The sequence below is a fragment of the Methanobrevibacter woesei genome (assembly GCF_003111605.1).
In the GTDB taxonomy this organism is placed as follows: domain Archaea; phylum Methanobacteriota; class Methanobacteria; order Methanobacteriales; family Methanobacteriaceae; genus Methanocatella; species Methanocatella woesei.
In genome coordinates this window covers 182834-208729 of sequence record NZ_MZGU01000004.1, presented here as the reverse complement: position 1 = coordinate 208729, position 25896 = coordinate 182834, and the positions used below count along the sequence as shown (strand labels likewise).

Here is a 25896-nt window from a genome sequence, read left to right as displayed (position 1 = left end):
CCCTTAATTTTCATTAATCAAATTATAAATATATGCTTTAGCTTCATCAATTTTATTTTTTTCAATGAGATTATGAATATTTTTATCTTCAAATATAGTATAGAGATAAGTCCTTCTTTCTTTTTGATCATCTACCTTTTCTTTTAAAATAGATCTTGCATAATCCTGAAGCTCCATTTTAATTAAATCTTCATCAGTTATAATTTCCTGAATCCTTTTTCTTAGTTGACGAGCCATTAAAGGACTTTTTCCATTAGTGAAAATAGAAATTTCAACATTTCCAATATTAAAACTAGTTGGAACAATTAAATTCCCTTCATTAGGGAAATCAGCACGGTTTAATAATTTGTTATCAGCTATTGAAGCAACATAATTGGACAATTCCCTGTCTCCACTAGCTATTATTACTAAATCCGCCCAGTTTACTAGTTCATCAACATCCTCTGTAGAAACTAAAATTGCACCTTTTTCTTCAATAGAAGAATCTAATGAATCACCTGCCAATTTAACAGATGCCCCATGACTTAAAAATTTGTCAGCTCTCCTAGTTGCAACCTCTCCAGTTCCCAAAATAAAAACATTTAAAGAATTAGTTTTTAAATAAACAGAAGTCCAATTCATTTTAATCAGATTCTTCCAAAGATTTGACTTTTAATAGTTTAACAGCTAATCTTAAGTCATTATTACAATCTTCTAAAACTTTTAAAGCTTCAGTTTTAGTTATGCTAAAAGTTTCTGAAAGTGCTTTGGCATTATCATCTTTAGATTCACCTTCAACTCCAACCAATGCCTCAGCTAATTGTTTTTTTAAATCTAAATACTCATCATGAGTCATATTCATATTTCTCAAAGTCATATCACGTAAAGGACAAGGTTTAGATGGTTTACAACACCAAACTAAAGATCCAAAACAAGTTCCTGTTCCTTCACCTAATCTAGTTTCATTTGCAAATTTATTTTTAATATCAATATATTCTTGTGGAGTAAGTCCTACTTCCTCTAAAGCATACATTATAGGACATGGTTTAACTGGAGGGCAACAAAATGCTAATCCCCTTACATCTCCACCTCTACAAATATGTGACGGTGCATCATCCCAAGCCATAATAATTCTCCAAAAAATTAATTCAATAAAACAAAATAATCATAAAATATATTTATATTATTTTTTATTCAAGTATATAACTTTTTGTAATAAAAAGTGAAATAAATATTACATTTTGAAAAAAAAAATAATCTTAAAAAAGTTAAAAAAATAAAAAAAAGTGAAAAGAAAAAATTATTTAAACATTCCTTCTTTTTCATCAGATGTTAACTGTTTAACGATTTCTTCAGGAGTACCAGTATCTAATAACTTACCTCCCCTCATTAAAGTACATCTGTCACAAACATCTAAAACAAATTCCATATCGTGAGAAACAATAATAAATGTTTGTTCTAATTCTTCTCTTGCTTTTAATATTGAATCAGTGACAACTACACGAGTAATTGGATCCATAGTACCTGTAGGTTCATCAAGAATAATGATTTTAGGTTCTTTAATAAGTACTTGAGCAAGAGCTACCCTATGGGTTTCCCCACCACTTAATTCATCAGGATATTTATCAAGTAAATTGTTTGCCTTTTCTTCACTAAAACCAACAGCTACTAAAACATGAATTGCTTTCATTTTAGCAAATTCTGCAGGTAAATCTAAACTAATAGCATCAGTTAAATTACCTAAAATAGTTCTGTGAGGATATAATGAGTATTCTTGATGTAATAAACCGATGTAAGGAATAATACGTCCCCTATTAAGTGGACCTACTTTAGTCATGTCAATCCATTCTTCACCAAGTCTAGCTTCAATTTTACCACTACTTGGGTCAGTTAAACCAATTAACATTCTTGTAAGAGTTGTTTTACCAGCACCACTTAAACCTACAATACCAAAAATTTCCTCTTTATTAATAGTTAAATTAACACCATCAACAGCTTTAACTACTCCTCTTTCAATGGAATAATAATGTTTTTTAACATCCTCTAATACAATCTCAGGAGCACCAATTTCAGGGTTTTCTACTTTCTCAGGAATAGGTACAGTAGCTAAGAAGTTATCAACAACAGTTTTAGGGTCACCTTCTTCTTTAATTGCACCATCTTCCAACCATATTACATGATCAGCTAATTCAACCATGACTTCAGGCCAATGAGATGTAATAACCATTGTAATTCCTTTATCTTTAACTCCTTCAACTAATGTTCTATGAAGTTTAACAGCAGTTTGAGGATCTAATGTACCTGTTGGTTCATCAGCTAAGAATAACATTGGATTTTTAGCTAATTGTCTTGCAAGTACAACTCTCTGTTTTTCCCCACCACTTAAATCACGAGCAATATGAGTAATCCTATGATTCATTTGAACCATTTCAAGGAGTTCTAATGCATAGTAAAGTTTTTCCTCATATTCCATTTCATCATTCATAGCCCTCATTACATTTTCAATTACAGTTTCTTCATCATACAATGCGAAGTTACGTTGTAACATGATAGCTATTCTTCTTTTGATACTGGCGAATAATTTTCTTTCAGAATTAAAGAAATCAACATTTTCCCTAAGTTCATAAGTTCCACCACAACTACATTTTTCACCAGCATGAGATGGAGATTCAACAGCTAAACAATCTGGACAAACAGCAATATTAAATAAAATTTGACCTTCTTCAGGTTTATAATCCAATATACCTCTAAGCATGTTGATTAAAACAGATTTTCCACTACCACTACGGCCTAAAATACCTAAAGTATCTCCTTCACTAATTTTTAAGTTGATATTTTTAAGAACATTTACCCCATTAAATGATTTTGTAATATTCTTAAAAGTTATAAATTCCATTAACTCACCTTTTATCTAATAAAAAAATTAATAGTATAATAATAATATATATTGAAGTCCATTTATAAGGCTTTCTAATAATAATTGTTATATAGCAATGTTATATTTAATAATCTAATCTAAAAGAACATATAATAAACTTATTTTAAAAACAAGAAATATCAAAATCTAATTTTCCTGAAATAACAGCCCGGGCAATAGAAAAACCTTTAACACCAGTTTTTAGAATCTTTTCAATTTGAGCTTTAGAATTAACTGAATTATTACCAATAACAAAAATATCAGTCTGTTTACAGATTTCATGCAATAAATCAAAATCACAGTCATCAACACCAGGATTCATTGCATCCACATGTAAATAATCCGCTCCAGATTTATCAATAATCTTAGAAACAGTTAATGTATCTACACCTTCAACATTAGCACGAATTTTAACAGAAACTTCAGAATTAGAATTGTTAACAACAGCTGAGATAAAATCTTTTAAATCAGGCCTTTTTAACATGTTTTGACCGCAATTAATATCTAAGAATTCAGGTTGTCTGCAATGACAATTTATTTCAACAATATCAACAGCAGGAATTTTACTAACTTTTATAATGGGCTCTGGTGTAGTTGATCTTACATTAACAGAAACTTTAACATCTGGATTAAGTTGCTTAATTTTAAGTGCTTCATTTTCAATATGTGAAAAAATTACATCTTCAGGAAAATGAAACTCCTTTCTGCCTCTAGAAACAATCTTTTCAGAAGCAGAAACAGTTTTAGAATCAAGATTAAATCCACCAAGAGTAGCTACATCAAATCCAAAAGGAATTACCTTATTTAAAAAATCAGCATCTGTAATTCCAGCCATTGGTGCAACTACCTTAATAGAAATAACCCCCTAATACTCTTTTTCAATTACATAAGTCCACATATCATTATTGTGGTCACGTATTTCTTCAAGGCCTAAATCAGCCATATAAGCTGCATCTTCAGCATTTCTTCCACGGCCAATACCTGCTTTTAAACCAATTTCAATTTCATCATTAATTTCAACTAAAATATCTTCAATTTCTTGTTCACTTAGACCATTACATGGAGCCATGAAGTTATCTCCACCAATAAAGAACAATAATGCTCCTTTTTTAATTAATTTAGTCATTAAATAATGTTGAGCCTTATTTACCATGAAATTAGTATCAAATGCAGATTCAATATCAGTTAATGTTTCAGTGACACTGTTAATATCAATATGTGCTACTTGAACAAAACTATCTTCAGGATCAACAAGACTATCAACTGCTAAAATTTGTTTTCTTTCTGAAGATTGAGCTCCTCCTTCTTTTTGTAAAGCCATTGTAGCTTTCTTTTGAGCTTCATGAGGAGTTTCTGCAGCACCAACACCCATACTAATAGTGAATGGATATCTGTTTTTAATAGATCTTTGAATTCTTAAGTGATCTTCATGATTAAGACCATTAGTAATAGCTAATAAATTATCGAATCTTGTATAGAATACTAAACCTTTTTTCATAGCTATCTGTCTTTGTAAATCTGCATATAATTCTGCTTGTAAAATCTGAAGATCTGATTCATTACGAGGTCTTGGAGTAACAGTCCAAGGACCATAGTTATCTATCTGTATTAACGTCATTTGTATCATAATTCGCCACCCAAAATATAAAACCAATATAAATTATTTACTTAATATTATTTAAAATAATTCCTGCTAAGTTCTTTTTATCATCTAAAGTTTTCATTATTGTATTAGTCACAATAACTTTATCAACAATATTTTCCAATTCATCTTTTAAATCATAATCTTTCTCATCAATAACCATAACATCTAAGAAATCTTTATATAACGAAGCAACACCTACTGATGAAACTTCAATGTCCAAAGCTTTCATAAATTTACTTGCAGGCCCACTAACTGTATCAGAACCTACAATTGGGGAAACAGCTATTGTATAAGTATTTTTTAAAGCTTTTTTTACTCCTTCCAAATAAAGTATTGGAGAAATAGAAGTTATTGGATTTGAAGGACCAATAATAACTGCATCTGAGTTTTCAATTGATTCAACAACACCTTCAGAAGGAATAACATTACTATATTTAATATCTAAAACTTCAGGACTAGATTGATGTTTAATTAAAAAATCATGAAAATCTAATCTGCCAATATCAGTAATTAACTCAATTTCAGAATTTTCATTACTCATAGGAATAATATTTGATTTAATACCCATTTCCTGAGCCTGAATATTTACAGCTTCAGATAAAGTGTGATTTTCAAGCAACATTGTTTTTTGTATTTTAGTTGCCCTATCAATATCACCAATTCTAAGTAATTCAGAATAACCCAATTCTTTAAGTCTTTCATGAGTTATAAAAGTATCATTCCTAACCCCATACCAAAATTCTTCATTAATCATATCTGCCATAGTGTATAAAACAGTGTCAACATCGGCAGAAACATAAACTCCAGAAAAATAATCATTTTCTAAAGTGTTAACAATAATATTCATATTAGCAGGGCCATAAATCTCTTTTAATCCTTGCAATAATTTAGGAGTTCCAGTACCTCCAGACAATACAGTAATCATAATCTCACTTATTTTCTAAATACATCATATTCTTTAGGCCTAAGTAATGGACTAATGCCAGAAGTAGTATCTCTTAATTGATCAAAGTTTTCAAATCCTCTGATTAAAACAACAGGAATACCCTCATTAGCCTGACCCATTAAAAGAGATGCTGCTGCTGCCAATTCATCCCCAGTAGCTACTTCAGTTGTTTGAAGTTCTCTACCATACAAATCAGTCTCACCAGCTCTACGCCATAATGGGATAATACCAGAACATCCAATAGCTACACCTACAGCACCATTTCTAAATGCTCTTCCTTGAGTATCAGTAATAATAACTGCTAACTCTTCACCATACTCCTCTTCTAAAAATTCCCTAATAATTGACGCAGATTTATCTGAATTTTCAGGCATAGGAGTAGCCAGTCCTTCATCAACATTAGATTCATCAATTCCTGAATTAGCACATACAAAACCATGCTTTGTCTCAGTGATAATAAAATCAGGACCTACAGCAACGACTTCTCTAGATTCTTGAATAATAGCTTCTACAAGTTTAGAATCTTTTTTAGACTTTTGAGCAATAATTATTGAATCTTCAGAAGGAATAATATCTCCCAATTTAATTACATTTCCTTCAGCCTTAGAAATTAAAGTTTCAGCTATTAAAATAATATCTCCATGCTGCAATGTAATATTCTGTTTATTTAAAGCTTCTTTTATTAATTCACAAACATCGTCACCTTGACTAACTAAAGGTATCTCTTCTAAACCAATTAATTCAATAGACATAATATCATCGCTGTTTAAAAAAAATAAAAAATTAAGGGTTGTATGCATCTATTTTCCATTCACCATCAAATAATGCTGCACTTGATGTTACTGGTTTTTTATAGTTAGCAAAAATCCCTTGATCAAAAATAAATTTAGCTGCTTCTTTAGAAGATTTAGCAGTGAAATCCACTTTATCATGAATTTGTGATCCATATGTTGAAATAAAAGCAGCTTCTCCATAAGGAACTTCTTCAACTAAAATCTTCTTATCGTTAGCTATACCAATATAACATTGATAATCTTCTTTATTATTAGTAGAAGTTACAACTCCTGCAATTCTAGGAGTGTGATAATCATCTTTTTCATAATCCATAGTTAATAAGGAATAAGCTATTGCATCCTTAATATTCATACCAACATGTATTTTATCAGCAATAACATCAGTATGAGATCCATTTGAAACAATGGCTTGATTTCTAACAATACGAATACAATTATAAGTTATATAAGTATTTTCAAATATATCTTTCTCAAATCCTTCTTTTGGAACAATAGCTGCTCTATTATCAAAAGTAAGACATTGCCTATTAGGAAAAGACCTACTTGATACCCTGTAAGCAACATATGGTTTTCCATCAGAGTTCATTCCAATTGATAGTATTCTTCCTGTATACATCTTTAAACCTCAACTTATCTCTGGAGCACGAACAGCCTCCTCATATGGGAAATTTGAAGGTGTTGTGATTATAATCTCACCAGGTCTAATGGAAACTTGCCCTTCATCTATAACTCTCGAATGAACACCAACTGCATTATTTCTAATTTCATCAGACATATCATGGTTATTCACTGTGACCTTATGCAAATTATCCACTGGCATGACATAATATTCAGCAGTTCCGGAAGTATCAGTTACATTTGGTTTACCAGTACCTCCAGAATCTGTACTTTGAACATCAGTAGCTGAAAAATTACTAGTTATTACAATGAAAATTAATAATGTGAACAAAATATCAATAAGAGGAACCAAATTAATATTAGGTTTCCTATTTTTAAGTTTCTTTTTATGTGACTCAATATCAATTGCCATAACAATCATCACACTATTGTCTTAATTTACTTTCTGTAATTTCAGCATGAACATCACATTTTTCCAAAATAATATTGGAAATAGATTTATTTAACATACTAGGTTTAAAAGATACTTTGATATTTGCATAAGGATCAGAAATAAGTCTTGTATTAACAACCCCTTCTGCTTCCTGTAAAGCATTTAATGCACATTCAACATTTGAATCCACTTTAACTTTAACCATACCATATCCCCAGTTGGTCATTTTAGTAGCAAGCTCAATTTTATCCATTTCAACCTCAATTAAGTTTTCAATATAAGTATATAATGGTAATAAAACAATAGCTACTGCCAATCCCATAATAGTAGTAATAAGTGCTACATAGATACCTTCTGCCATTGTAGAAGCATCTGGGTTAATACCTAATGTTTCAAATGTCATCCAAATACCAATTACAGTACCAATAAGCCCTAAAAATGGTGCTAATTCAGTAATTGTTTTAAGAGTATTCATTCCTTTTGTCATTTTACCTATTTCAACAACAAAAATCTGCTCCATACTCTCTTCTACTTCAATTTTATTTTTATAACCAATTTTTAATGTTTCGGAAATAATTCTGGAAATAGGATTTTTAAAACCATTAATCTGTTTTAATGCCTCAACTGCACCTCCCCTTTCCATAGAAGCAGTTACAATACCGAAAATCTCAGTTGTATCAACTTTACTAATTCTTCTTAAATATAAAATTTTTCTAATTGAAATTAATAACCCATATACACCAATAAATAAAATAATATAGGTAATTACTCCTCCTTGAGTAAAAATTTCCATTATATATTCAAAGAATTGAGTTAAATATTCGAATATCATATTATCATCATTTAATATTTAATAAAATACCTATAAAAGATAATTTAGTTATTCAAATACTTAAATATTTATTAAAAAAAATAGAAAAAAGTGCTAATTTATTTCATATTTTTAACTGTTGCCCAAGATTTTCTAACAAAATCAGGCATTTCATCATAAGTAAAATTAGCTAAAAACTTTTTGGTAGTAGGATCACTTGGATAACCAGAACCAATTCCACCCATTTTACGATAATCCTTATTTATTTGAGCAATAAGCTCATCACGTGTTTGTTTAGCTATAATTGATGCTGCACTGACTTCAATATATTTATCATCAGCTTTATGCTCAGCTATTACATTAGCACCAGTTGATTTGGAAATGACCTCTTGGAACCTATCTGCTTTAATATCAACTGCATCAACAATTACTTTTTCAGGATTCATCTCTGAAATAATCTTTTCCATTCCCCACCTTTCAATTTCATTAAGATTAACTCCATCTGCTCTTAAATCATCAATTTCTTTAGCTGAGATGACGACTGTTTTAAAATCAAACATCTTCTCTAATTTACGAGCCAAAATATGTCTTCGACTACGAGTTAATCTTTTTGAATCTTTAACTCCCATTCTTTCAAGAATAGAACATTTATTTTCAGGAATAGAAACTCCGGCTATCACTAAAGGCCCTAAAACTGACCCCCTACCTGCTTCATCAATTCCTAGAACATCCATATTATCAAAAAAAGGAAAAAATGAAATAGGATTATTTCATTGCTCTAAGACGAACTTCAGGTTCTAATGCAAGAGGTTCTGCTGCTACAATAGCTGTACCTTTAGCAACAACAGTCATTGGATCATCAGATACTTTAACAGGAATAGCAACTTCATCAAAAATTCTTTCTTCTAATCCGCGAAGTCTTGAACTTCCTCCAACAGCAACTGCATTATTATAAACACCCATCATTAATTCAGGAGATAATCTTTCTAAGATAACATTAATACCATCAATAATATCTTGCATAAATGGTTCAACAGCATCTGCAACTAACATTGAGTCAATAACAACTTTTTTAGGCCTATTAGTTTCTAAAGATTTACCAATAACTTCAACACTTAAATTTTCAAGTTGTTCACTGCAGTGAATCATACCAACTTCAATTTTAGCCGCTTCTGCATCATGTATACCAATAGCTACATTATACTTTTCTGCAACTAACTCAACAATTCTATTATCGATATCATCTCCACCACGTCTAACAGTTTCAATATCATTAATTCCTCCAAGAGAAATAATAACAATATCTGTTGAACCAGCACCAATATCAATTACCATTGTTCCATTTGGTTCTGCAATAGGTAAACCTGCACCAATAGCTGCAGCTAAACCTTCACTGATTACTTTTACATATTCAGCTCCTGCTTTTCTACCTATTTCTTCAGCAGCATTTTTTTCTACTTCAGAAGAATCTCCTGGAATTCCAATAACAATTCTTCCAACACTTTCCCCTTCATTAATACCAATTTGCATAGCTTTGATTAATAATGCTTGAGCTTGAACAACATTTTCAATAACACCTTTTTTCAAAGGTCTAACTGCTAAAATATCTTCAGGAGTTCTTCCAAGCATTTTTTTAGCTTCTTCTCCAACAGCTAAAACTTCAGAAGGGTCATCTTTTTTTACAGCAACAACAGATGGAATTTGATATAAATCAAATTTATCTCCAGAAGGTTTTGCTATAACAGTATTTAATGTTCCTAAGTCTATACCTAAACTATTACTAATAACTCTTGTATTATTATTAATTTGTGGTTCTTCTTCGTCATTTCCAAAAATATTCATTGACTTGCCTCCATTTTCAAATCCTTAAAGTCGATGACAAAAACTTTATTAGATGTAGCAACACTTTGAACTTTTCCAATGTCTTTCTTTTCATCAACAGAAATTAATATTGTTGATAGAACAACATCACTTACATTGTATAAAGGTTTTAACATTGATTTAATAAATCCAGGTAATTTAACATTTGGATCTAAATCAACTTCTATAAACCCAGTAGTTTGAGATTCTAATAGAATAGCAAATGGGATTTTAGATCTTTCAATTGTTGATACAGTACGTCTAATTGCATCATCAGGAGCAACTAATATCATCAAATTTGGTTCTTCTTTTAAATGCATTGGAGAAATTCGGATAAAAGAGCCTCCTTTCTCATCAGAAATCCTTTTAAATTCATTAATTTTAAGAGAATTTCCATGTAACATTATGAAGTCAAATTTTTTACGCAATTTATTTTCTTTTAATATAGCATGCTCCCTAAATAGAATTCTAACACTATGCTTAGATGCAATAGCTTTATAAGCTATATCATCTATTAGTTCAACATTACCAGCAATTATACACCAAACTTTTTCATCTCTATTTGTATTATCAGTTGATGATATTTTAGCCGCTTGTCTGAGAACTTTTATATTATCTTCTATCATTTAACTACTCACTATATTAATAAACATCAGTATTTAAATTAACCAACATTTAAATAAAAAGTTAGCTAATTTATTAAAGATTAACATTACTAATTATCTATTGAATTATTATATATATTTTATCTTTAAATGATTTGAATAAAAGCAGATGAAATTTAATTAAATTACTACAAAAACTAAAAAGCATTAAATTTAGTTTAACAAAGATGAATTAACCTTATTTTCTCCCATCCCTCTTTAAATAAGCTTTATTCCTTTTTTTATCAAAATCATCATATTTTTTAGATTTGAATTTTTTAGAAATTGGAATTACAGAAACTAAGTTAATCTTATTGCCTTCACAGCCAAAAATCACTTTAATTTCTTTATAATCCTTAGTTGATGGAGCGTTAAAGAAGACAGCATATTTACTACCAGATTCATTTTCCCATCTCAACGGTTCCTGATTTTTAACTGTATCTTCAATAAATTTTCTGCTAATTCCATTATCCAATAATCTTTGATTAAAATGAGAGTTATCAAATCCCCATTCAATAACATCTGTGTTTCCAATTATAAATTCATCAAAAATATTCATTAAAATCACCAAAAATACTGCTATACTAATATTGACAACAGCATTATAAAAAGTATTCTTAAGTCAATTTAAGATATAACTTACCAAATCAATAACCAAATAACATAACAATAAGATTAAACAATAAATAATAATTAATAAATAGTTAAATTTTAAAATAATAAGTAAACAGTTTTAGTTTAGGTTAATAATAAAATATAGCACTGTGAAATTTAACTATTAAAAAAAATAAGTTCATTTACAAGAGAAAGTTAATAACAAACAAGATAAAAAGTAATACTGGAGTTAAAACATGACACTTAAAAGCACAAAAATTCAAAGTTTTATAGCATTATCGGATGTAATTTCCTTATTGAACATGACATCAGGTTTTTTATCAATTGTATCAACAATAAACCATGATTTCTATTTAGCTTCAATATTTATGTTATTTGCACTCATGTTTGACTCTGTAGATGGATGGGTAGCTAGAAAAATCAATAGAAATGATGAACTTGGATTTGGAAAAAATATTGACTCCCTTTCAGATGTTATTTCCTTTGCTGCAGCACCAGGAATATTTATTTACACTATAGGGACTACAATTTCTAACTCTCCATATATATTAACCACTCTTGTAAGTTTATTAATATTTATATGTGGTGTCCTTAGATTAACACGTTACAATGCAATTGCAGATTATATCAATTTCAATGGATTTATAGGATTCCCAATACCTGGAATAGCTGTAATCCTCTCTGCATATTACTTAACTGGAGCATTTGATATTTATATTGCATTAATCCTAATGACTGTTGTTTCATTATTCATGATAAGCAATTTTAAATATCCTAAACTTGACAATAAACTCCTAATTGGAGCAGGAGCTATTTTAATAATATTAATAATACTTAACGTTCCTTTAACAATAGCTAATATCAGCATTCCTCCATTAATACTATTGATTATAACTTTATACTGCCTAATTATTGGTTTAATAAAAAAATAGTCTCCTTTAATCCAATTAATTCCATCTACTTTTTTTAAATAAAAAGTAGGAGTTAAACAAATGAAGGATGACAAATTTAGAAATTCACCATATCCTCCAGAATATGATGAAATAGAATTAAGAAATAAAATAGAAGCACAAAATCAACGGCTTAGAAAAGAACAAGACCTTGAAGAATCAATTGAATCTGAAAAAGGATTTAAACTACTTAAAAAAATCAATGAACAGGCTTCCTCAATTTTTAATTTGAATAAAAATGAACCAATTGAAGATGAAAAGAAAAAGAAAATTGGCATAATAATAACAACTTTAATTGTATTAACTTTAATAATCTCTGCTTATTATTTTTTAATTTATGAACCATCACAAGCCAATTTAGAAGAGGCACAAACCGCAAAATTAAATGAACTCCATTCCTTATATAAAGGACCTCTTGCTTCAGCAACTGAAGCTTTTAATTTAGAAAAAGAAATAACAGAATCTAAAAATGCCTTTGAAGTTGAAACAGTAGATATAATGGGGCCTGCAACAAAAGATTGGAAACAGCATCATCAAAAATCTATTGAAACAAATCATGATGATTTTAATAGGACAATGGCAAGTTATGAAACAAACACAAGTAAAAATGCAATAATACCTGTATCAGAAGCTTTAAATTTTGTAAATAACAATGATGCAACCATTTTATCAGATGTTAAATTTGAAAAACCAGATACTGTATCAGTACCTATTTTAGTATCTAGACTGCAAGCTAGTGGAGGCTTACTATCAGTTGGAAGTGTTGTAGATGTCTACACAACAAATCAAACAAATCAGACAGACCTTAACTCCACAAGCCCAGATATTAGCGGATGTACTATACTCTCAATATTACGTTACGAAGAAAGTGGAAACATCGAATCTGAATATGGAAAAGCCCAAACTTTAGTACAGGGAAACACAACAAACCCCAATGAAAATACTGAAACATTTAGGGGAAATGTTTTAGAATTAATTAAAGGATCATTAGCGGGAGGCTACAACGAAGAAGAAACAATAGCTATGTTAAAAAATTATGGTTTAAAATTATCTAACTATGAAAGAGAAATAAATCTTGGAGAACTTGATGCACAATATTTACTGCTTGTTGAAACACCATCTAATAAAGTGAATTATATGTTAAATAATATGGAAAATATTATTTTAACAGTACCAACTAAAAATGCACCATCTTGGATGGTGGAAGAAATACAATCCAGCAATAACAATAAGTAAATAATTTAAATAATCGAGTATAAAACTGATTACTATGGAAAAACCATCAATTAGAACAATAATAATAATTGTTATAGTGATAATAATTGGATTATATGCTATTGGTGAAGTAAACTATTTCTCAAAAAAGATAGTTGAAGAAAAAGATATTGTTTCTCCAGTTGTTACAATACCTGCTATTGGAGTGCATGAAACAATAAATAATGTAAGTATTTCCCAAGGTGTTTACCATGAACAGCAGTCTTACACTCCAACAAATGGAGAAGTTATCCTGTTTGGACATAGAACACTTCAAGGATCGCCATTTTTAAGATTGAATGAGCTTCAAACTGGCGATATTATAAGTATTCAGTGGCCAGGAATTGGAGAAGTAAATTATACTGTAACAAATCAAACAATTGTTCCAGGGTCTCATACAATGAGTACTCATGAAGATAAAAATAGTATTTTCCTGATAACCTGTGATCCCATAGGTTCTACTGCTAATAGATTAATTGTTGAAGGAAATATGAGCAGTTTTAGTTCGGTTAATGAAGAAATATTAAATGAAAATCCGCAACAATACAATGCATTAATTGTGATGGGAATATTTTTAATTTTAGGCATTGCAATAGCTTATTTCACCCCTAAAGAAACAAGAATTTATATTCTGATTACTGTTGCAGTTATTATGGCAATCTTAATTTATTTCTATTTATTCCCAATCCCATCTGATGCAATCTATTCAAAGATTAATTGGTTAAATGGAGGATTTATGGAAGTTTAAAGGTGATAAAATGGATGTTAATAAAGAATTTTTTTCAAACATAACCTCAAGAGAAAGAGCAATTTTTGAAGGTGCAATAAGTATGGGTGCATTATTCCACCAATTTGTGGGAACTCCTGTAAATAATCAAACAAAAAAAAGTTTAGAAGATGCAATGAGAAATTCATTAAATTTACAGCCAGCAATTGAAGATGTTGAAGTAAATATAGATTTTACAAGATTAGAAGATGCAATGAGTGAATTTGATTATACATCTTTAACTGGAGATATGTTAGATGTTAAAATACACACAAAAGTGGATGATGTAAAAGCAGTAATAAGAATAAAATTTATAGAGGAATTAAATTATCCTCTCATGTATGTTGAAGATATAAAAGATTAATAAATTTCTTTTAAATCTTTCAATAACTCTTTTAAATGTTCTTTTTTAATATGATTCATTAAAACAACACGGATAGCTACTGGACAAGATGAAGTAGATACTCTCCAATTTCTAGATTCTAACTCATTAGCTAGTTGTTTAGTGTCCATATCAGGATGATTAAAAGAGACAAGATTTAATTCTGGTTCAACAATTAATTTATAACCTAATTTTTTTAATTCTTCTTTAAAGAATATGGTATTATCCATTAAATTTCTAGCTATTTTTGTATAACCTTCTTTTCCAAAATATTTCATAATAGCATAAGTTGCAGCTGTAGATGCTCCTAATCTTGTTCCAACAATTGTAGACTGTTTTTTAACTGTAAGATAGGGAGAATTAATAGCCATAACATCAAGATATTCTTCTTTTCTGAAAATTATTCCCCCAGCAGGAATTGGTGCCAAACCCATTTTATGAGGATCAACAGTCATAGAACAAACACCTGGAAGTGAAAAATCAAAATCAGGGAATTTATAGCCCAATCTCTTTAAAAAAGGAATGGAAAATCCACCAAAAGCTGCATCAACATGTAAATAAATATTATTTTCAAGAGCTATATCAGATAACTTATCAATAGGATCTATTAATCCCAATTCAGTAGTTCCTGCTATTCCAACAATAGCTACTGTTTTATCAGAAATCTTTTCCTCAACTGAATTAACATCAATTTTAAAATTATCATCTAAATTCGCTTCAACAATCTTTAAATTAAGCATGTCTGCTGCTTTTTTAAATGAAAAGTGTGCAGAACGAGGAAGAATAATTTCACCATTAGAAATATTTTTATATTTTTTTGCATGATTACGTGCTGCTCTAATAGCCATAATATTAGCTTCAGTACCTCCAGTAACAATATTGCCATAAGCATTATCTAAAGAAAACATTTTACCAATAGAATTTATGACTTTATCCTCAATAGATTTAGTGCCTTTAAATAAACCAGGGTCTCCCAAATTAGAATCTAAGAATTTACAAAAAACTTCCTTAGCAAAAGGATGTGCTTCAGTACACATAGAACCTAAAATTCTACCTTCAGAATATTTGCAATCCTGAGATTGAAAATTAGCTAGTTCTTTGAGAATTAATTCTTTATCTACTGGTTTTTCTTCCATAAAATAACCTCATAAAAAATAAAAATGAAAAAAATAAAAAATAAAAAAGTAAGAATAAATTAATTAATTTATTCTAAACGTTTACGAGCAGCATCTAAAATTAATTTTTGTTCTGCTCTAGCAACAGTTTTTCTAACTTCTGCAACAGCATCAGTATTAGATGAAACACTTGAAATTCCATAGCTTACAAGTTTTTCAACAATACGAGGAACACTACCTGCTTGACCACAGATACTGCATTTAACACCTGCTTCAGCACATTTTTTAATTGTTCTTTCAATTAATTTCATTACTGCAGGATGTTCTTCAGTATAATGTTTAGCAACAAATTCGTTGTTTCTATCAACAGCTAAGGTATATTGAGTTAAATCATTAGTTCCTAAACTTACAAAGTCAATACCAACATCAATGTAATCTTCAATAGTTAAAGCAGCTGCCGGGATTTCAACCATCATACCAAAGTCAATATCTTTGTGAGGTCTAAGTCCAACTTCTTCACATAATGCTTTAGCTTTTCTAAGTTCATCAGGATGTTGTGATAAAGGAATCATAATACCTAAATTAGTGTAACCTTGATCGTATAACTTTTTAATAGCTTTAAATTCACATTTAAGAATTTCAGGTTGATCAAGTTCTCTTCTAATTCCTCTCCAACCTAACATTGGATTGTGTTCTCTTGGTTCATTTTCTCCACCATCTAATGCAATAAATTCATCAGTTGGTGCATCAAGAGTTCTGTACCATACTGGTTTAGGATAGAATGCATCTGCAACAATCATTACATTTTCAGCAATAGTGTTAATTAATTCATCCTCTCTTCCTTCAGCAATGAATTTACCTGGATGAACACCTGCTGTTAACATTAAATGTTCAGTTCTTAATAAACCTACACCATCCGCACCAGTAGCTGCTGCTTTAGTTGCTGCTTCAGGCATACTAACATTTGCTTTAACTTCAGTTACAGTAATAATTGGTGCTACACTTTCAGCAACTACATCAGCAGTTGCTTCAGGTTTGGTTTCAGTTAATCCTTCAAATACTAAACCTTTTTTACCATCTAAAGTTACTCCAACATTTTCTTTTAAAGTTGCAGTAGCTGAACCAGTACCTACAACACAAGGAATACCTAATTCACGGGAAATAATTGAAGCATGACAAGTAACTCCTCCTTCATCAGTGATAATTCCACTAGCTCTTCTCATAGCTGGAACCATATCTGGAGTAGTCATTGTTGTAACCATGATGTCTCCATCTTCAATTTTATCTAATTCATCAACATCAAATATAATTTTTACAATACCAGATGCAATACCTGGACTTGCACCAAGTCCTTTAACAATTACATTTTTATCTTCAGAAACTTCTGCATCATCATCTGCAGAATTATCAACATCATCTAAAGTTGTAATTGGTCTTGCTTGTAAAAGGAATAAAGTACCATTTTCAAATGCCCATTCAGTATCCATAGGTTCTCCATAATGAGCTTGAATTCTTTTACCCATTTCAGTTAATTCAATAAGCTCTTCATCAGATAAAACCCTTTCATTCCTCATATCTTCAGGAACATCTACTTTTATACTTGTACCTTCTTCATCGTTAGTGTACATTACTTTTTTATCACTGATAGTAACATTGATAATTTTATTATCTTTTTTATCAACAGCATAATTATCTGGAGTTACATCCCCAGAAACTACAGCTTCACCAAGTCCCCAAGATCCTTCAATTAATGCAATTTCCTCACCAGTTGAAGGATTTACAGTGAACATTACACCAGCTTTATCAGCATTAGCCATTTTTTGAACAACTACAGCAATAAGTACTTTAGAATGGTCAAAATCATTTTCTTCCCTGTAAAAAATAGCTCTTGCTTCAAATAAAGAAGCCCAACATTTTCTGACATAATCAATTACATTTTCTACTCCAGAAACATGTAAAAAAGTATCTTGCTGACCAGCAAAAGAAGCATCAGGTAAATCTTCAGCAGTAGCAGAAGAACGAATAGCTACATCAGTATCTTCTTCATCTACTCTTTGACAAAGCTGATTATAAGCTTCAGTGATATAAATAGAAATATCGTCTGGAACAGGAGTGTTTACAATGATAGACTTAATTTCTTCAGCAGCACTTTGAAGTTCCTTTGTGTCATTAATATCAATTTTATTAAGAATCTCCATTACTGCATCATTAATCCCAGAATCAATCATAAACTTCTCATATGTTTCTGCAGTTACTACAAAACCTGGTGGCACTGGAATTCCAGCTTGGGTCAATTCCCCTAAGTTTGCACCTTTTCCACCTGCAATTCCAATATCAGATTTGCCTATTTCTTCAAATTTTACAACATACATGTAACATAACCTCTGGTTTTAAAAATATATATAAAATTGACAATGATATTCAGATTAATTACCACGTTACATTAAATAACATAGCCAATATTAATAAATGAATATCTAATTTTTTTAATTAATATATTTAATGGAACTTTAATATAATTAAGAAAAAAAGAATAAAAAAAAGAAAATAAGAAATAATTAATATCTGACTTTTCCAATATGCCTTGTAGCACCAGGATCTTCATTATTAAAATGAGCTAAATAATAAATAAACCATTCTAATGGAATAACCAATATAAATGGAGATAATAACTTATCAACATCAGCATAATCAGATAATTTATAGTTAATTATTTTTAACTCCTGATTTTCAGAAAAATCAATTGCTTTTTGAGTGATTTCATCTGAATCAAAATCAGAATATAAAAAAACAATAGGAACATCTTTTTCTACACGTTCAATTAAACCATGCCTAAATTCAGCAGCATATAAAGGACATGCATGCTTAATAGCCCCTTCCATAAACATAGTCATAGCTAATTTATAAGAAAGACCAAAATTAGGACCACTACCTAAACAATAGAAAATTTCTTCATCTTTAAATTCTTCAGCTAATTTTTTATTGTCCTCTTCACAAGAAATTAATAAATCTTCAATTAAATCAGGCATTTCATGTAATTGAGATAATAAAACATCCTTGTTTTCATAATCTGATCTTTTAAATAAAATTTCATATAAACAAGCTAGTTGAGTTATGTATGTTTTAGTTCCAAGAATTGCAGTTTCTCTATCTCCACGTGTAACAATAGCTGTTTTAGCTTCTTTAACCATAGAACTGTCTGGTTCATTAGAAATAGAAACAGTATAAATACCGTAATCATTAGCTTTTCTAAGTGCGGCTAATGTATCTGCAGTTTCACCAGATTGAGAAGTGAAGATAGCTATTGAATTTTCACCTTTAACAAGATATTTATTATAAGAAAATTCATAACCAGAAAATACTTCTATATTCATAGTTGTTGACATTCTTAATGCATCCCTAACACTATAACATGTAGAAATTGAACTACCGCAACCTACAAGATAGATCTTATCAACATCAACAACTTTTTGTGAAACAATATCCAAGTTAGAAGCTTCTAACTCAAATGTTTTCCTTAATGCTTTAGGTTGTTCCATCATTTCATCATACATTTTATATGCCATAACATCAACCTAGTATTAACTAATATCAGAATATTATTTAAAAAATATAGAAGTTACAATTAATATAATTTTCTATAAAAATAAGAATTACTTAAAAAGTATACTAAAAAATAATTAAAAAAAAGTAAAAAAGAGAATAGACTTATTTAACTAAGTCTTGACCTTTATCAACAACAATTCTGCATGGAACTGGTAATTTCATTGCTGCTCTTTTTAATGCAATTTTTGCATCTTCAAAGTTTTTCTTTTGAACATCAATGGTAATAACTTTTTGACCAGCTTTAACAATAGCTTCAACACTTACTGGTTTACCAAATGCATTCCTCATACCACTTTGAACCCTATCTGCTCCTGCACCAGTAGCCATTGGGTTTTCTCTTACAATGTGGTGTGGATAAGTTCTTAATTTTAAGTGGTAACCTAATCTTCCAGCTTTTCTTTGCATAAGTCTGTTAGATGCAATCCTTGCAGCTTCTAAAGAGTTATGTCTTAATTGAGCTGGTTTTTTAACAGCGAGACTTACAGAAACAGGGAACTCGTCAGTTAAATTACCCATATCATATTGTACAATTCTTGAATTTGGTGTTTTTCTAATATAATCTCTTCTTGTATAAGCACGAACCATTAAAATTCCTCCAATAATGACCTAATCAAACATCAGCTGTTTGACTGAAAAAATAGCTATTTAAAGTATTCCAATAAAACTTTATAAAAATTTGTAGCTATGTAAATATAATCAGTATATAGAATACTTAATTATATTAATTTAATGATTAATAAATGTTATCCTTAACAGGAGTAAAAATTACAAAAAATATTATAAAATCATATAACAAATAATTTTAGATTTCATAATATATAATATATATAGTTAAAAATACATATTTTTAGATGTTGAGAACTATGAAAATTAATGGAAAAATACAACTTACATATGATAATTCAAAAAACTCAAAAATGGTATATGATTCATTAGAAATTGATAACAAAGGATTTGTAGAATCAGATCTCAATGAAGAAATAATTAATTATACTATAAACAGTGAAACATTAGGCAGTTTTTTAGCTACTGCAGATGATTTAATTGCATCCGAAATAGTTGTTGAAAAAATTTTAAACTCAACAAAGGATTAATTTATTCTCCTTTTAAATTGAAGAACTTATAATAAACTTACTGTTTTTAAAGATATAAGATCCTGAAAAACCATTTTTATAGCCATAAAAAATAAGATAGTTACTCAAAGTTTTAATTAAAAAAAAAACATTATTAACTTTTAAATATCCCTTTATCTAGAAGCAGTAATCTAATAGATTTATACTGCTCGATAATTATATAAAGACAAAATAATATATTAGTAATAGTTAAATTCTTTATCAAGATTAAGAGTGTGTAATTATGGATTGTCACTATCACCCAGAAAGAGAAGCCATAGACCAATGTAATATCTGTGGAAAAGAATTATGCGAAGAATGTGCTGTAAAACTAGCTGGAAAAGCTTATTGTAAAGATTGTTTAGAGAATATCATTGGTATAACACCAGACACTACCACTGAATCCTCAGAAACACCAAATAATCAAATAAATGAAACTTTACCAGAAGAGGCATCTAGTTCTGCAGACACTTATAATGTAAATAACAATATTTATGAAACTAAAGAGTCAAATATTTATGAATTTGACGGATTCAATCAAGAAAATCCAATTGAAAATTCATATGAAACAACAGACTCAATTTATTCAACCGATTCAATGGATAATATAATTCCAGAACCAGATTATAGCACTAATGAAGTAAGTTTCCCTGAAGCTCAAGAAGAAACATATTCAACACTTCAAGATAATCAAAGGATTAATGATTATAGAAATCAGAATATGTATGAACTTGAACAGGATGAAATCGATTATCAAGATGTTAATAAACCAATGCCTGAATTTGAAGCATATACAGGAGAAAGTGAGTTCATATATCCTGATCATTCATATCAACCTGAGGAAACATCTGCAAGAAAAGCATTGGAAGAAAAATATGAACAATATCTCGATGATTTATATTTTGATGAACCTGAAGTGCCTTTAAGTGAGCAATTAGCTAAAGATGAAGAAAAATACGGTTCTATAGTGGATAAGCCATATGTTCCTAGTGAACCTGGTGCTTATGATGACTCTTACGGAGAATATGAGCAGGAAATAATTACTGGTGAACCATACAACAATTATGGTACTCTAGATCAACAAATTCATGATGAAAATCAAATGATGAAAGAGGAGCCATATGAACCATATCAAAAAGAAAAACCTCAAGCTCCTAGATTAGATCCTGTAAAACCACAAGAATATAACAGCAATCCACAGGAATACACTCAAGGATACACACAACAAGAACAATATCCACCACAACAAGAATACACACAAATGGAATACACTCAAGGATACACACAACAAGAACAATATCCACCACAACAAGAATATGTACAAGATGATTTATATGTTCAACCAAAACCAGCTACTAGAAGTATTCATGAAGTGGAAACACCAGTTTCAAGAACACCTGAAGAAACAAATATTTTAGAAGAACAAATACGTCAAAACATCAGTAAAGAAAGACAAACAGTAAGACCTTCTAAAAAATCAATCCATGAACGTGATTACAGAATCAATGGAAAAGAGCCAGTAAGTGTTGTTGACATAGTATTAACAATAATATTGATTATTTTAATTTTAATAGTCATATTCTATTTAGCATATCTATTCTTATTAACAGATACTTATCCTACATTCTTAGATGCTATTTATGGACTTACTGACCCACAAACATTCTTCAGCAATCTTTTAGGAAATATCTAAAATAATGAAATATTTTCATTATTTATTTTCCTTTTAAATAAATCTAAAACATCTTCATTTTTATAATCTAAAATCCTAATAACTGAAGGATAATGCTTAATATATTCAGAAATTACTTCTTTTTCAATTGGATTTTCAAGAATGCTTAAAACACGAGCATTAAAATTTGTAGAAAATCCGTAAGGTAAAATATTTAACACATCATCAATTGATTTAAAAGAATTATTTTTTCTAAATTCAATAAATTTATTAGCTAATTCATCATTAAAAAAGTTTAAATTTGATAATTCTTTAAAAGATAAATTATTTACATTATCAATGATTTTTTCATCAAGCCTAAGATTATGTAAAGGTGCCCTATTTTTATTAATCTCCCTTTTTAAAATAGAAATAGTTTCAGGAGGCATCATAGATTTTACATCTTCTAAACTATTATTAACTATACTTTCACGGATTAAACTGCCACTAACCCCTTCGATTCTTTTTACAAAAATAAATTTATCTTTAAAATCAAATCCTATTTTTTTAAGGGATTTTGAAAAGCTAACAATAACATAATTATCTTCTTCCAATTTATCTTCTAAAAGAATTTCACCAGTATCCATATCAACTATTTTATATGGCTTAGGAGCAATACCGTGACCCATAGTTATTCTATCTAAAATGTTATCAAACCCATCAAAGGGTTTATAACCCCTAGGAATAAAATCAGTACTTAATACTTGAAACATACGAGCTAAACAAAGAGAATACTGGCCTGAACCCATGATTCCCATTGGAGGACCTTCAACAACAATATCTGCACCTACTGAAACAGCAATTTCCGCTCTAACATCACGGGAAAGAATATAAGGTAATCCCCTACCACTTCTTTCAAATAATCCTGGAACAATAGCTACAAAAATGCTATTTGGAACCTTTGAAACAGCTGTTTTCATACAATGAAAATGTCCATTATGTAATGGAGAATATTCTGTAAAATCAGCTATTAAATTGATATCTCCTTCAGATTTTTTGTAGTTATTTTCATCTCTAGCTTCATAATCCTTCCAAAATAATCCAGTATCACGTAAGTTAATAGATTTGATAAAATCTTTTAAAGACATAATATCAAATATTAATTTCATAGTATAAAAAAATATAAAAAATAGAATCCAATATTAAAACAGATATAATGGAGTGTTAACTATGGATTTAGTTATTAAAAATTGCAAATTATTAAATGAAAATGGAGAATATTTTATTGGAGTGGAAAATGGAATAATAAAAGAAATCTCAAAAACACCCCTAAAAGGAGAGAAAACCATAGACATAAAATCCAATATTATTTTACCTGGTTTTATTGATCCTCATGTACATTTTAGAGATCCTGGTTTAACACATAAAGAAGATTTTAAAAGTGGAAGTGAAAGTGCAGCAAATGGTGGATTTACAACAGTTATAGATATGCCAAATACACTTCCAAAAACAAATACCTACAAAGCATTTAAAGAAAAATTAGCTATTGGAAAGAAAAAAAGTATTGTAAACTTTGAACTTCAAGCAGGAGTAAACAATTATGAAGAGATGAAAAAAGTACAAAGCTTAAAACCAATAGCTTACAAAATATTTATGGATTTGGAAAGTGACAGTGCACTTGAACAAATATTTAAAGATTTAGGAAAGTTAAAAAGAGAAACAGATTATAATGGGTTGGTATGTACTCACTGTGAAAACCAAGAGATAGTTAATAAAAGTTCTGAAAAATTAAAAGAAAAAGAAAATCAAAATGCAATTGATTACAGTTATGGAAGACCAGCTATTAGTGAAGATGTTTCAGTTAAACAGGCCATAGAATTATCTGATGAAAATAATCTTTCATTACATATATGCCATTTAAGCTCCAGTAAATCATTACTTCAAGCACAAAATGCTAGGAAATTTATGGATATAAGCTGGGAATTTACACCACACCATTTATTATTAACTAATGATGCTTATGAGGTATATGGTACATTAGTAAAAACAAATCCCCCACTAAGAACAAAAGAGGAAAGCATTGATATAGCAGATATTGATGAAAATACAATAATTGGAACTGACCATGCTCCACACACATTAGAAGAAAAAACACAAGGAACCTGGAATTCATCACCAGGAATACCAAATTTAGAAACAGTGGTTCCATTACTATTAACTGAAGTAAATAAAGGAAATATTGATTTAAATTTAATACCTAACATACTTTCAAAAAATGCATCAGAAAGATTCCAATTAAAAAACAAAGGTGAAATAGCTATTGGAAAAGATGCAGATTTTACAGTAATCGATTTGAAAAAAGAAGGTAAAATCAATATAGATTCATTTAAAACAAAAGCAGAATACTCACCATTTGATAAATATCCATACAAAGGAAAACAAGTAATGACAATAGTGTCAGGAAAAATAGTTATGGATAATTTATAAAAAAAACTACTAATTTTTTTAAAAAAAAAAAAGAAATAAAAAGGGTGGAATTAACCACCTTATTTATCACATAAAGCGTCTTGAGGACATGCTTCAATACATTGACCACATAAAGTACAGAATCCAGCAACAGGTAATTTTTTATCACCAGTTAACTTGATCATGTTATATGCACATGCATTTACACAGTCACCACATTCAGTACATTTAGATGGGTTGAACTCTATTCTGTCTCTTAATACAGTTTCACCGTCAATTACTTTTTCAATAGAACCAACGATTAATGCATCTTCGGAACAGACAGCAGCACAAGCTCCACATCTAATACAACTAGTGAATGAAGGTTCCTCATCAACTTGTACCATATCAGGACATAACATACCAGTTTTAGTGACAACACGAATAGCTTGAGTTGGACATTTATTAGCACATGCACCAATAAAGTCACATTTTTCAGCATCGTATCCTAAACCTTCGTCATCTGCAGGTGCAGGAGTTCCCCATTCAACATCAATTGAAAGAGCATCAGTAGGACAAAGATTTACACATAAACTACATGCAGCACAAACTTCAGGGAGAAGTACAGTTAAAGTGTTACCTTCAGTTTTAATGAAATCTCCAGGACATGCTTCAACACAAGTGTTACAACCAATACATTTGGAGGTTTCTAAATCGAAAGCTTTAATTTCTTTAGTACGTTTGACTGGTACTTTTTCAGAAATGTATAATTCATTCCAAGGACAGGTTTGAGAACATACACCACATTTAATACAAACATCTTCATTAATAGTAATTTTTTCACCAATACTATCAATAGAAATAGCTTGTACAGGACATTCATCAACACATGTTCCACAGCCTTTACAGTCAGCTATGTAAACAGCACCTTTACCTTCGATATCAATTTCACATTCTTTAGGTTCAATAATACCAGGAATTCCAATAGCATCAGCAGGACAAATGTCCACACATTTTTGACACATTACACAGAATCCTTCTACTCCCATCAAGTCATTACCTGTGAGTTTACAAGTTTGTTGTGGGCATGCTTCTTCACATTTACCACAAGCATTACATAAAGTAGAATTGAAGATTAATCTTGGTTGATCCATAGAGTCTTCATCAATAGATAAGTATTCTACTTTTAAAGCGCCTTCTGGACAAACTTCAGCACATTTTGGTTCTCCGCCACAGGTATCACAGTGTTGGATGTATGTAGGAGTTACATCAATAGCTGAAGTTGGACAAGTACCTTCACAAGCACCACATCTTATACATCCATCTTCGTTAAATACTATCATTATTATAACC

Annotated in this window: 27 protein-coding genes; 7 read left to right on the top strand and 20 right to left on the bottom strand. The window is 29.8% G+C overall.

Translation table 11 applies throughout. The features are described from left to right. Window positions 1–3: 3 nt before the first annotated feature. From MBBWO_RS03545 to MBBWO_RS03480, 14 genes are all read right to left on the bottom strand, one after another. A complete protein-coding gene (locus MBBWO_RS03545; RefSeq protein ID WP_116669507.1) occupies window positions 4–621 on the bottom strand; it encodes a precorrin-2 dehydrogenase/sirohydrochlorin ferrochelatase family protein in 618 nt (205 codons plus the stop codon). Window position 622: 1 nt separating this feature from the next. Beyond that, complete coding sequence (locus MBBWO_RS03540) at window positions 623–1105, bottom strand: methanogenesis marker 9 domain-containing protein (RefSeq protein ID WP_116669506.1); 483 nt, start codon at window positions 1103–1105, stop codon at window positions 623–625. Window positions 1106–1279: 174 nt separating this feature from the next. Further along, window positions 1280–2875: a methyl coenzyme M reductase system, component A2 gene (atwA, locus tag MBBWO_RS03535; protein ID WP_116669505.1), complete on the bottom strand. Its 1596-nt coding sequence runs from the start codon at window positions 2873–2875 to the stop codon at window positions 1280–1282. Between the two features lie 145 nt (window positions 2876–3020). Next, entirely contained in the window at window positions 3021–3731 is a 711-nt protein-coding gene (locus MBBWO_RS03530; RefSeq protein ID WP_116669504.1) for an MJ0144 family RNA dihydrouridine synthase-like protein, read from the bottom strand. 30 nt (window positions 3732–3761) lie between these two features. Beyond that, on the bottom strand, window positions 3762–4523 hold the full coding sequence (locus MBBWO_RS03525) for a GTP cyclohydrolase III (RefSeq protein WP_116669503.1): 762 nt from the start codon (window positions 4521–4523) through the stop codon (window positions 3762–3764). A gap of 37 nt (window positions 4524–4560) precedes the next feature. After that, window positions 4561–5466: a 2-phospho-L-lactate transferase gene (cofD, locus tag MBBWO_RS03520; RefSeq protein ID WP_116669502.1), complete on the bottom strand. Its 906-nt coding sequence runs from the start codon at window positions 5464–5466 to the stop codon at window positions 4561–4563. A gap of 8 nt (window positions 5467–5474) precedes the next feature. Further along, complete coding sequence (locus tag MBBWO_RS03515) at window positions 5475–6239, bottom strand: coenzyme F420-0:L-glutamate ligase (RefSeq protein WP_116670022.1); 765 nt, start codon at window positions 6237–6239, stop codon at window positions 5475–5477. Between the two features lie 31 nt (window positions 6240–6270). Continuing rightward, a complete protein-coding gene (locus MBBWO_RS03510) occupies window positions 6271–6897 on the bottom strand; it encodes an IMP cyclohydrolase (RefSeq protein WP_116669501.1) in 627 nt (208 codons plus the stop codon). A 9-nt stretch (window positions 6898–6906) separates the two neighbouring features. Next, on the bottom strand, window positions 6907–7311 hold the full coding sequence (locus tag MBBWO_RS03505) for an ExbD/TolR family protein (protein WP_116669500.1): 405 nt from the start codon (window positions 7309–7311) through the stop codon (window positions 6907–6909). A gap of 13 nt (window positions 7312–7324) precedes the next feature. Next, the gene (locus MBBWO_RS03500; RefSeq protein ID WP_116669499.1) at window positions 7325–8164 is read right to left on the bottom strand and encodes a MotA/TolQ/ExbB proton channel family protein; all 840 of its coding nucleotides are present in this window, start codon (window positions 8162–8164) and stop codon (window positions 7325–7327) included. 98 nt (window positions 8165–8262) lie between these two features. Continuing rightward, window positions 8263–8877: a ribonuclease HII gene (gene rnhB, locus MBBWO_RS03495; RefSeq protein ID WP_116669498.1), complete on the bottom strand. Its 615-nt coding sequence runs from the start codon at window positions 8875–8877 to the stop codon at window positions 8263–8265. Window positions 8878–8908: 31 nt separating this feature from the next. Then, entirely contained in the window at window positions 8909–9985 is a 1077-nt protein-coding gene (locus tag MBBWO_RS03490; RefSeq protein ID WP_116669497.1) for a rod shape-determining protein, read from the bottom strand. Then, the gene (locus tag MBBWO_RS03485; protein WP_116669496.1) at window positions 9982–10629 is read right to left on the bottom strand and encodes a hypothetical protein; all 648 of its coding nucleotides are present in this window, start codon (window positions 10627–10629) and stop codon (window positions 9982–9984) included. The genes MBBWO_RS03490 and MBBWO_RS03485 overlap by 4 nt, the downstream gene beginning before the upstream one ends. 217 nt (window positions 10630–10846) lie before the next feature. Then, window positions 10847–11206 (bottom strand): hypothetical protein, encoded by a 360-nt coding sequence (locus MBBWO_RS03480; protein ID WP_116669495.1) that lies wholly within the window; start codon window positions 11204–11206, stop codon window positions 10847–10849. A gap of 292 nt (window positions 11207–11498) precedes the next feature. On the opposite strand from MBBWO_RS03480, the gene MBBWO_RS03475 reads away from it, so the two are divergent. The 4 genes from MBBWO_RS03475 to MBBWO_RS03460 are packed head-to-tail and all read left to right on the top strand — an operon-like array spanning window position 11499 to window position 14596. Beyond that, complete coding sequence (locus tag MBBWO_RS03475; RefSeq protein WP_116669494.1) at window positions 11499–12194, top strand: archaetidylserine synthase; 696 nt, start codon at window positions 11499–11501, stop codon at window positions 12192–12194. A 60-nt stretch (window positions 12195–12254) separates the two neighbouring features. Beyond that, window positions 12255–13448 (top strand): DUF515 domain-containing protein, encoded by a 1194-nt coding sequence (locus MBBWO_RS03470; RefSeq protein WP_116669493.1) that lies wholly within the window; start codon window positions 12255–12257, stop codon window positions 13446–13448. A gap of 34 nt (window positions 13449–13482) precedes the next feature. Then, window positions 13483–14214 (top strand): class E sortase, encoded by a 732-nt coding sequence (locus tag MBBWO_RS03465; RefSeq protein ID WP_116669492.1) that lies wholly within the window; start codon window positions 13483–13485, stop codon window positions 14212–14214. Window positions 14215–14224: 10 nt separating this feature from the next. Further along, window positions 14225–14596: a dihydroneopterin aldolase family protein gene (locus tag MBBWO_RS03460; RefSeq protein WP_116670021.1), complete on the top strand. Its 372-nt coding sequence runs from the start codon at window positions 14225–14227 to the stop codon at window positions 14594–14596. On the opposite strand, the gene mfnA is transcribed toward MBBWO_RS03460, so the two are convergent. From mfnA to rplJ, 4 genes are all read right to left on the bottom strand, one after another. Continuing rightward, window positions 14593–15750 (bottom strand): tyrosine decarboxylase MfnA, encoded by a 1158-nt coding sequence (gene mfnA, locus MBBWO_RS03455; RefSeq protein ID WP_116669491.1) that lies wholly within the window; start codon window positions 15748–15750, stop codon window positions 14593–14595. The genes MBBWO_RS03460 and mfnA overlap by 4 nt on opposite strands. A gap of 68 nt (window positions 15751–15818) precedes the next feature. Beyond that, window positions 15819–18101 carry a phosphoenolpyruvate synthase gene (gene ppsA, locus MBBWO_RS03450; protein ID WP_116669490.1) on the bottom strand — a complete coding sequence of 761 codons (2283 nt, stop codon included), beginning with the start codon at window positions 18099–18101 and terminating at the stop codon, window positions 15819–15821. A 186-nt stretch (window positions 18102–18287) separates the two neighbouring features. Further along, on the bottom strand, window positions 18288–19295 hold the full coding sequence (locus MBBWO_RS03445; protein ID WP_116669489.1) for an SIS domain-containing protein: 1008 nt from the start codon (window positions 19293–19295) through the stop codon (window positions 18288–18290). A gap of 142 nt (window positions 19296–19437) precedes the next feature. Then, window positions 19438–19920 (bottom strand): 50S ribosomal protein L16, encoded by a 483-nt coding sequence (gene rplJ, locus MBBWO_RS03440; protein ID WP_116669488.1) that lies wholly within the window; start codon window positions 19918–19920, stop codon window positions 19438–19440. A gap of 278 nt (window positions 19921–20198) precedes the next feature. On the opposite strand from rplJ, the gene MBBWO_RS03435 reads away from it, so the two are divergent. Together MBBWO_RS03435 and MBBWO_RS03430 are read left to right on the top strand one after the other, a co-directional pair. Then, entirely contained in the window at window positions 20199–20429 is a 231-nt protein-coding gene (locus MBBWO_RS03435) for a KEOPS complex subunit Pcc1 (RefSeq protein WP_116669487.1), read from the top strand. A 262-nt stretch (window positions 20430–20691) separates the two neighbouring features. Beyond that, the gene (locus MBBWO_RS03430) at window positions 20692–22140 is read left to right on the top strand and encodes an LIM domain-containing protein (RefSeq protein WP_116669486.1); all 1449 of its coding nucleotides are present in this window, start codon (window positions 20692–20694) and stop codon (window positions 22138–22140) included. Here the strand turns inward: MBBWO_RS03430 and MBBWO_RS03425 are convergent. Continuing rightward, window positions 22137–23246 (bottom strand): nucleotidyltransferase family protein, encoded by a 1110-nt coding sequence (locus tag MBBWO_RS03425; RefSeq protein WP_116669485.1) that lies wholly within the window; start codon window positions 23244–23246, stop codon window positions 22137–22139. The genes MBBWO_RS03430 and MBBWO_RS03425 overlap by 4 nt on opposite strands. 82 nt (window positions 23247–23328) lie before the next feature. Between MBBWO_RS03425 and pyrC the strand changes: the two genes are divergently transcribed. Then, window positions 23329–24585 (top strand): dihydroorotase, encoded by a 1257-nt coding sequence (pyrC, locus tag MBBWO_RS03420; RefSeq protein ID WP_116669484.1) that lies wholly within the window; start codon window positions 23329–23331, stop codon window positions 24583–24585. 59 nt (window positions 24586–24644) lie between these two features. Here pyrC and MBBWO_RS03415 read toward each other — a convergent pair whose 3' ends face one another. Then, complete coding sequence (locus tag MBBWO_RS03415; protein WP_116669483.1) at window positions 24645–25886, bottom strand: 4Fe-4S binding protein; 1242 nt, start codon at window positions 25884–25886, stop codon at window positions 24645–24647. Window positions 25887–25896: the final 10 nt, after the last annotated feature.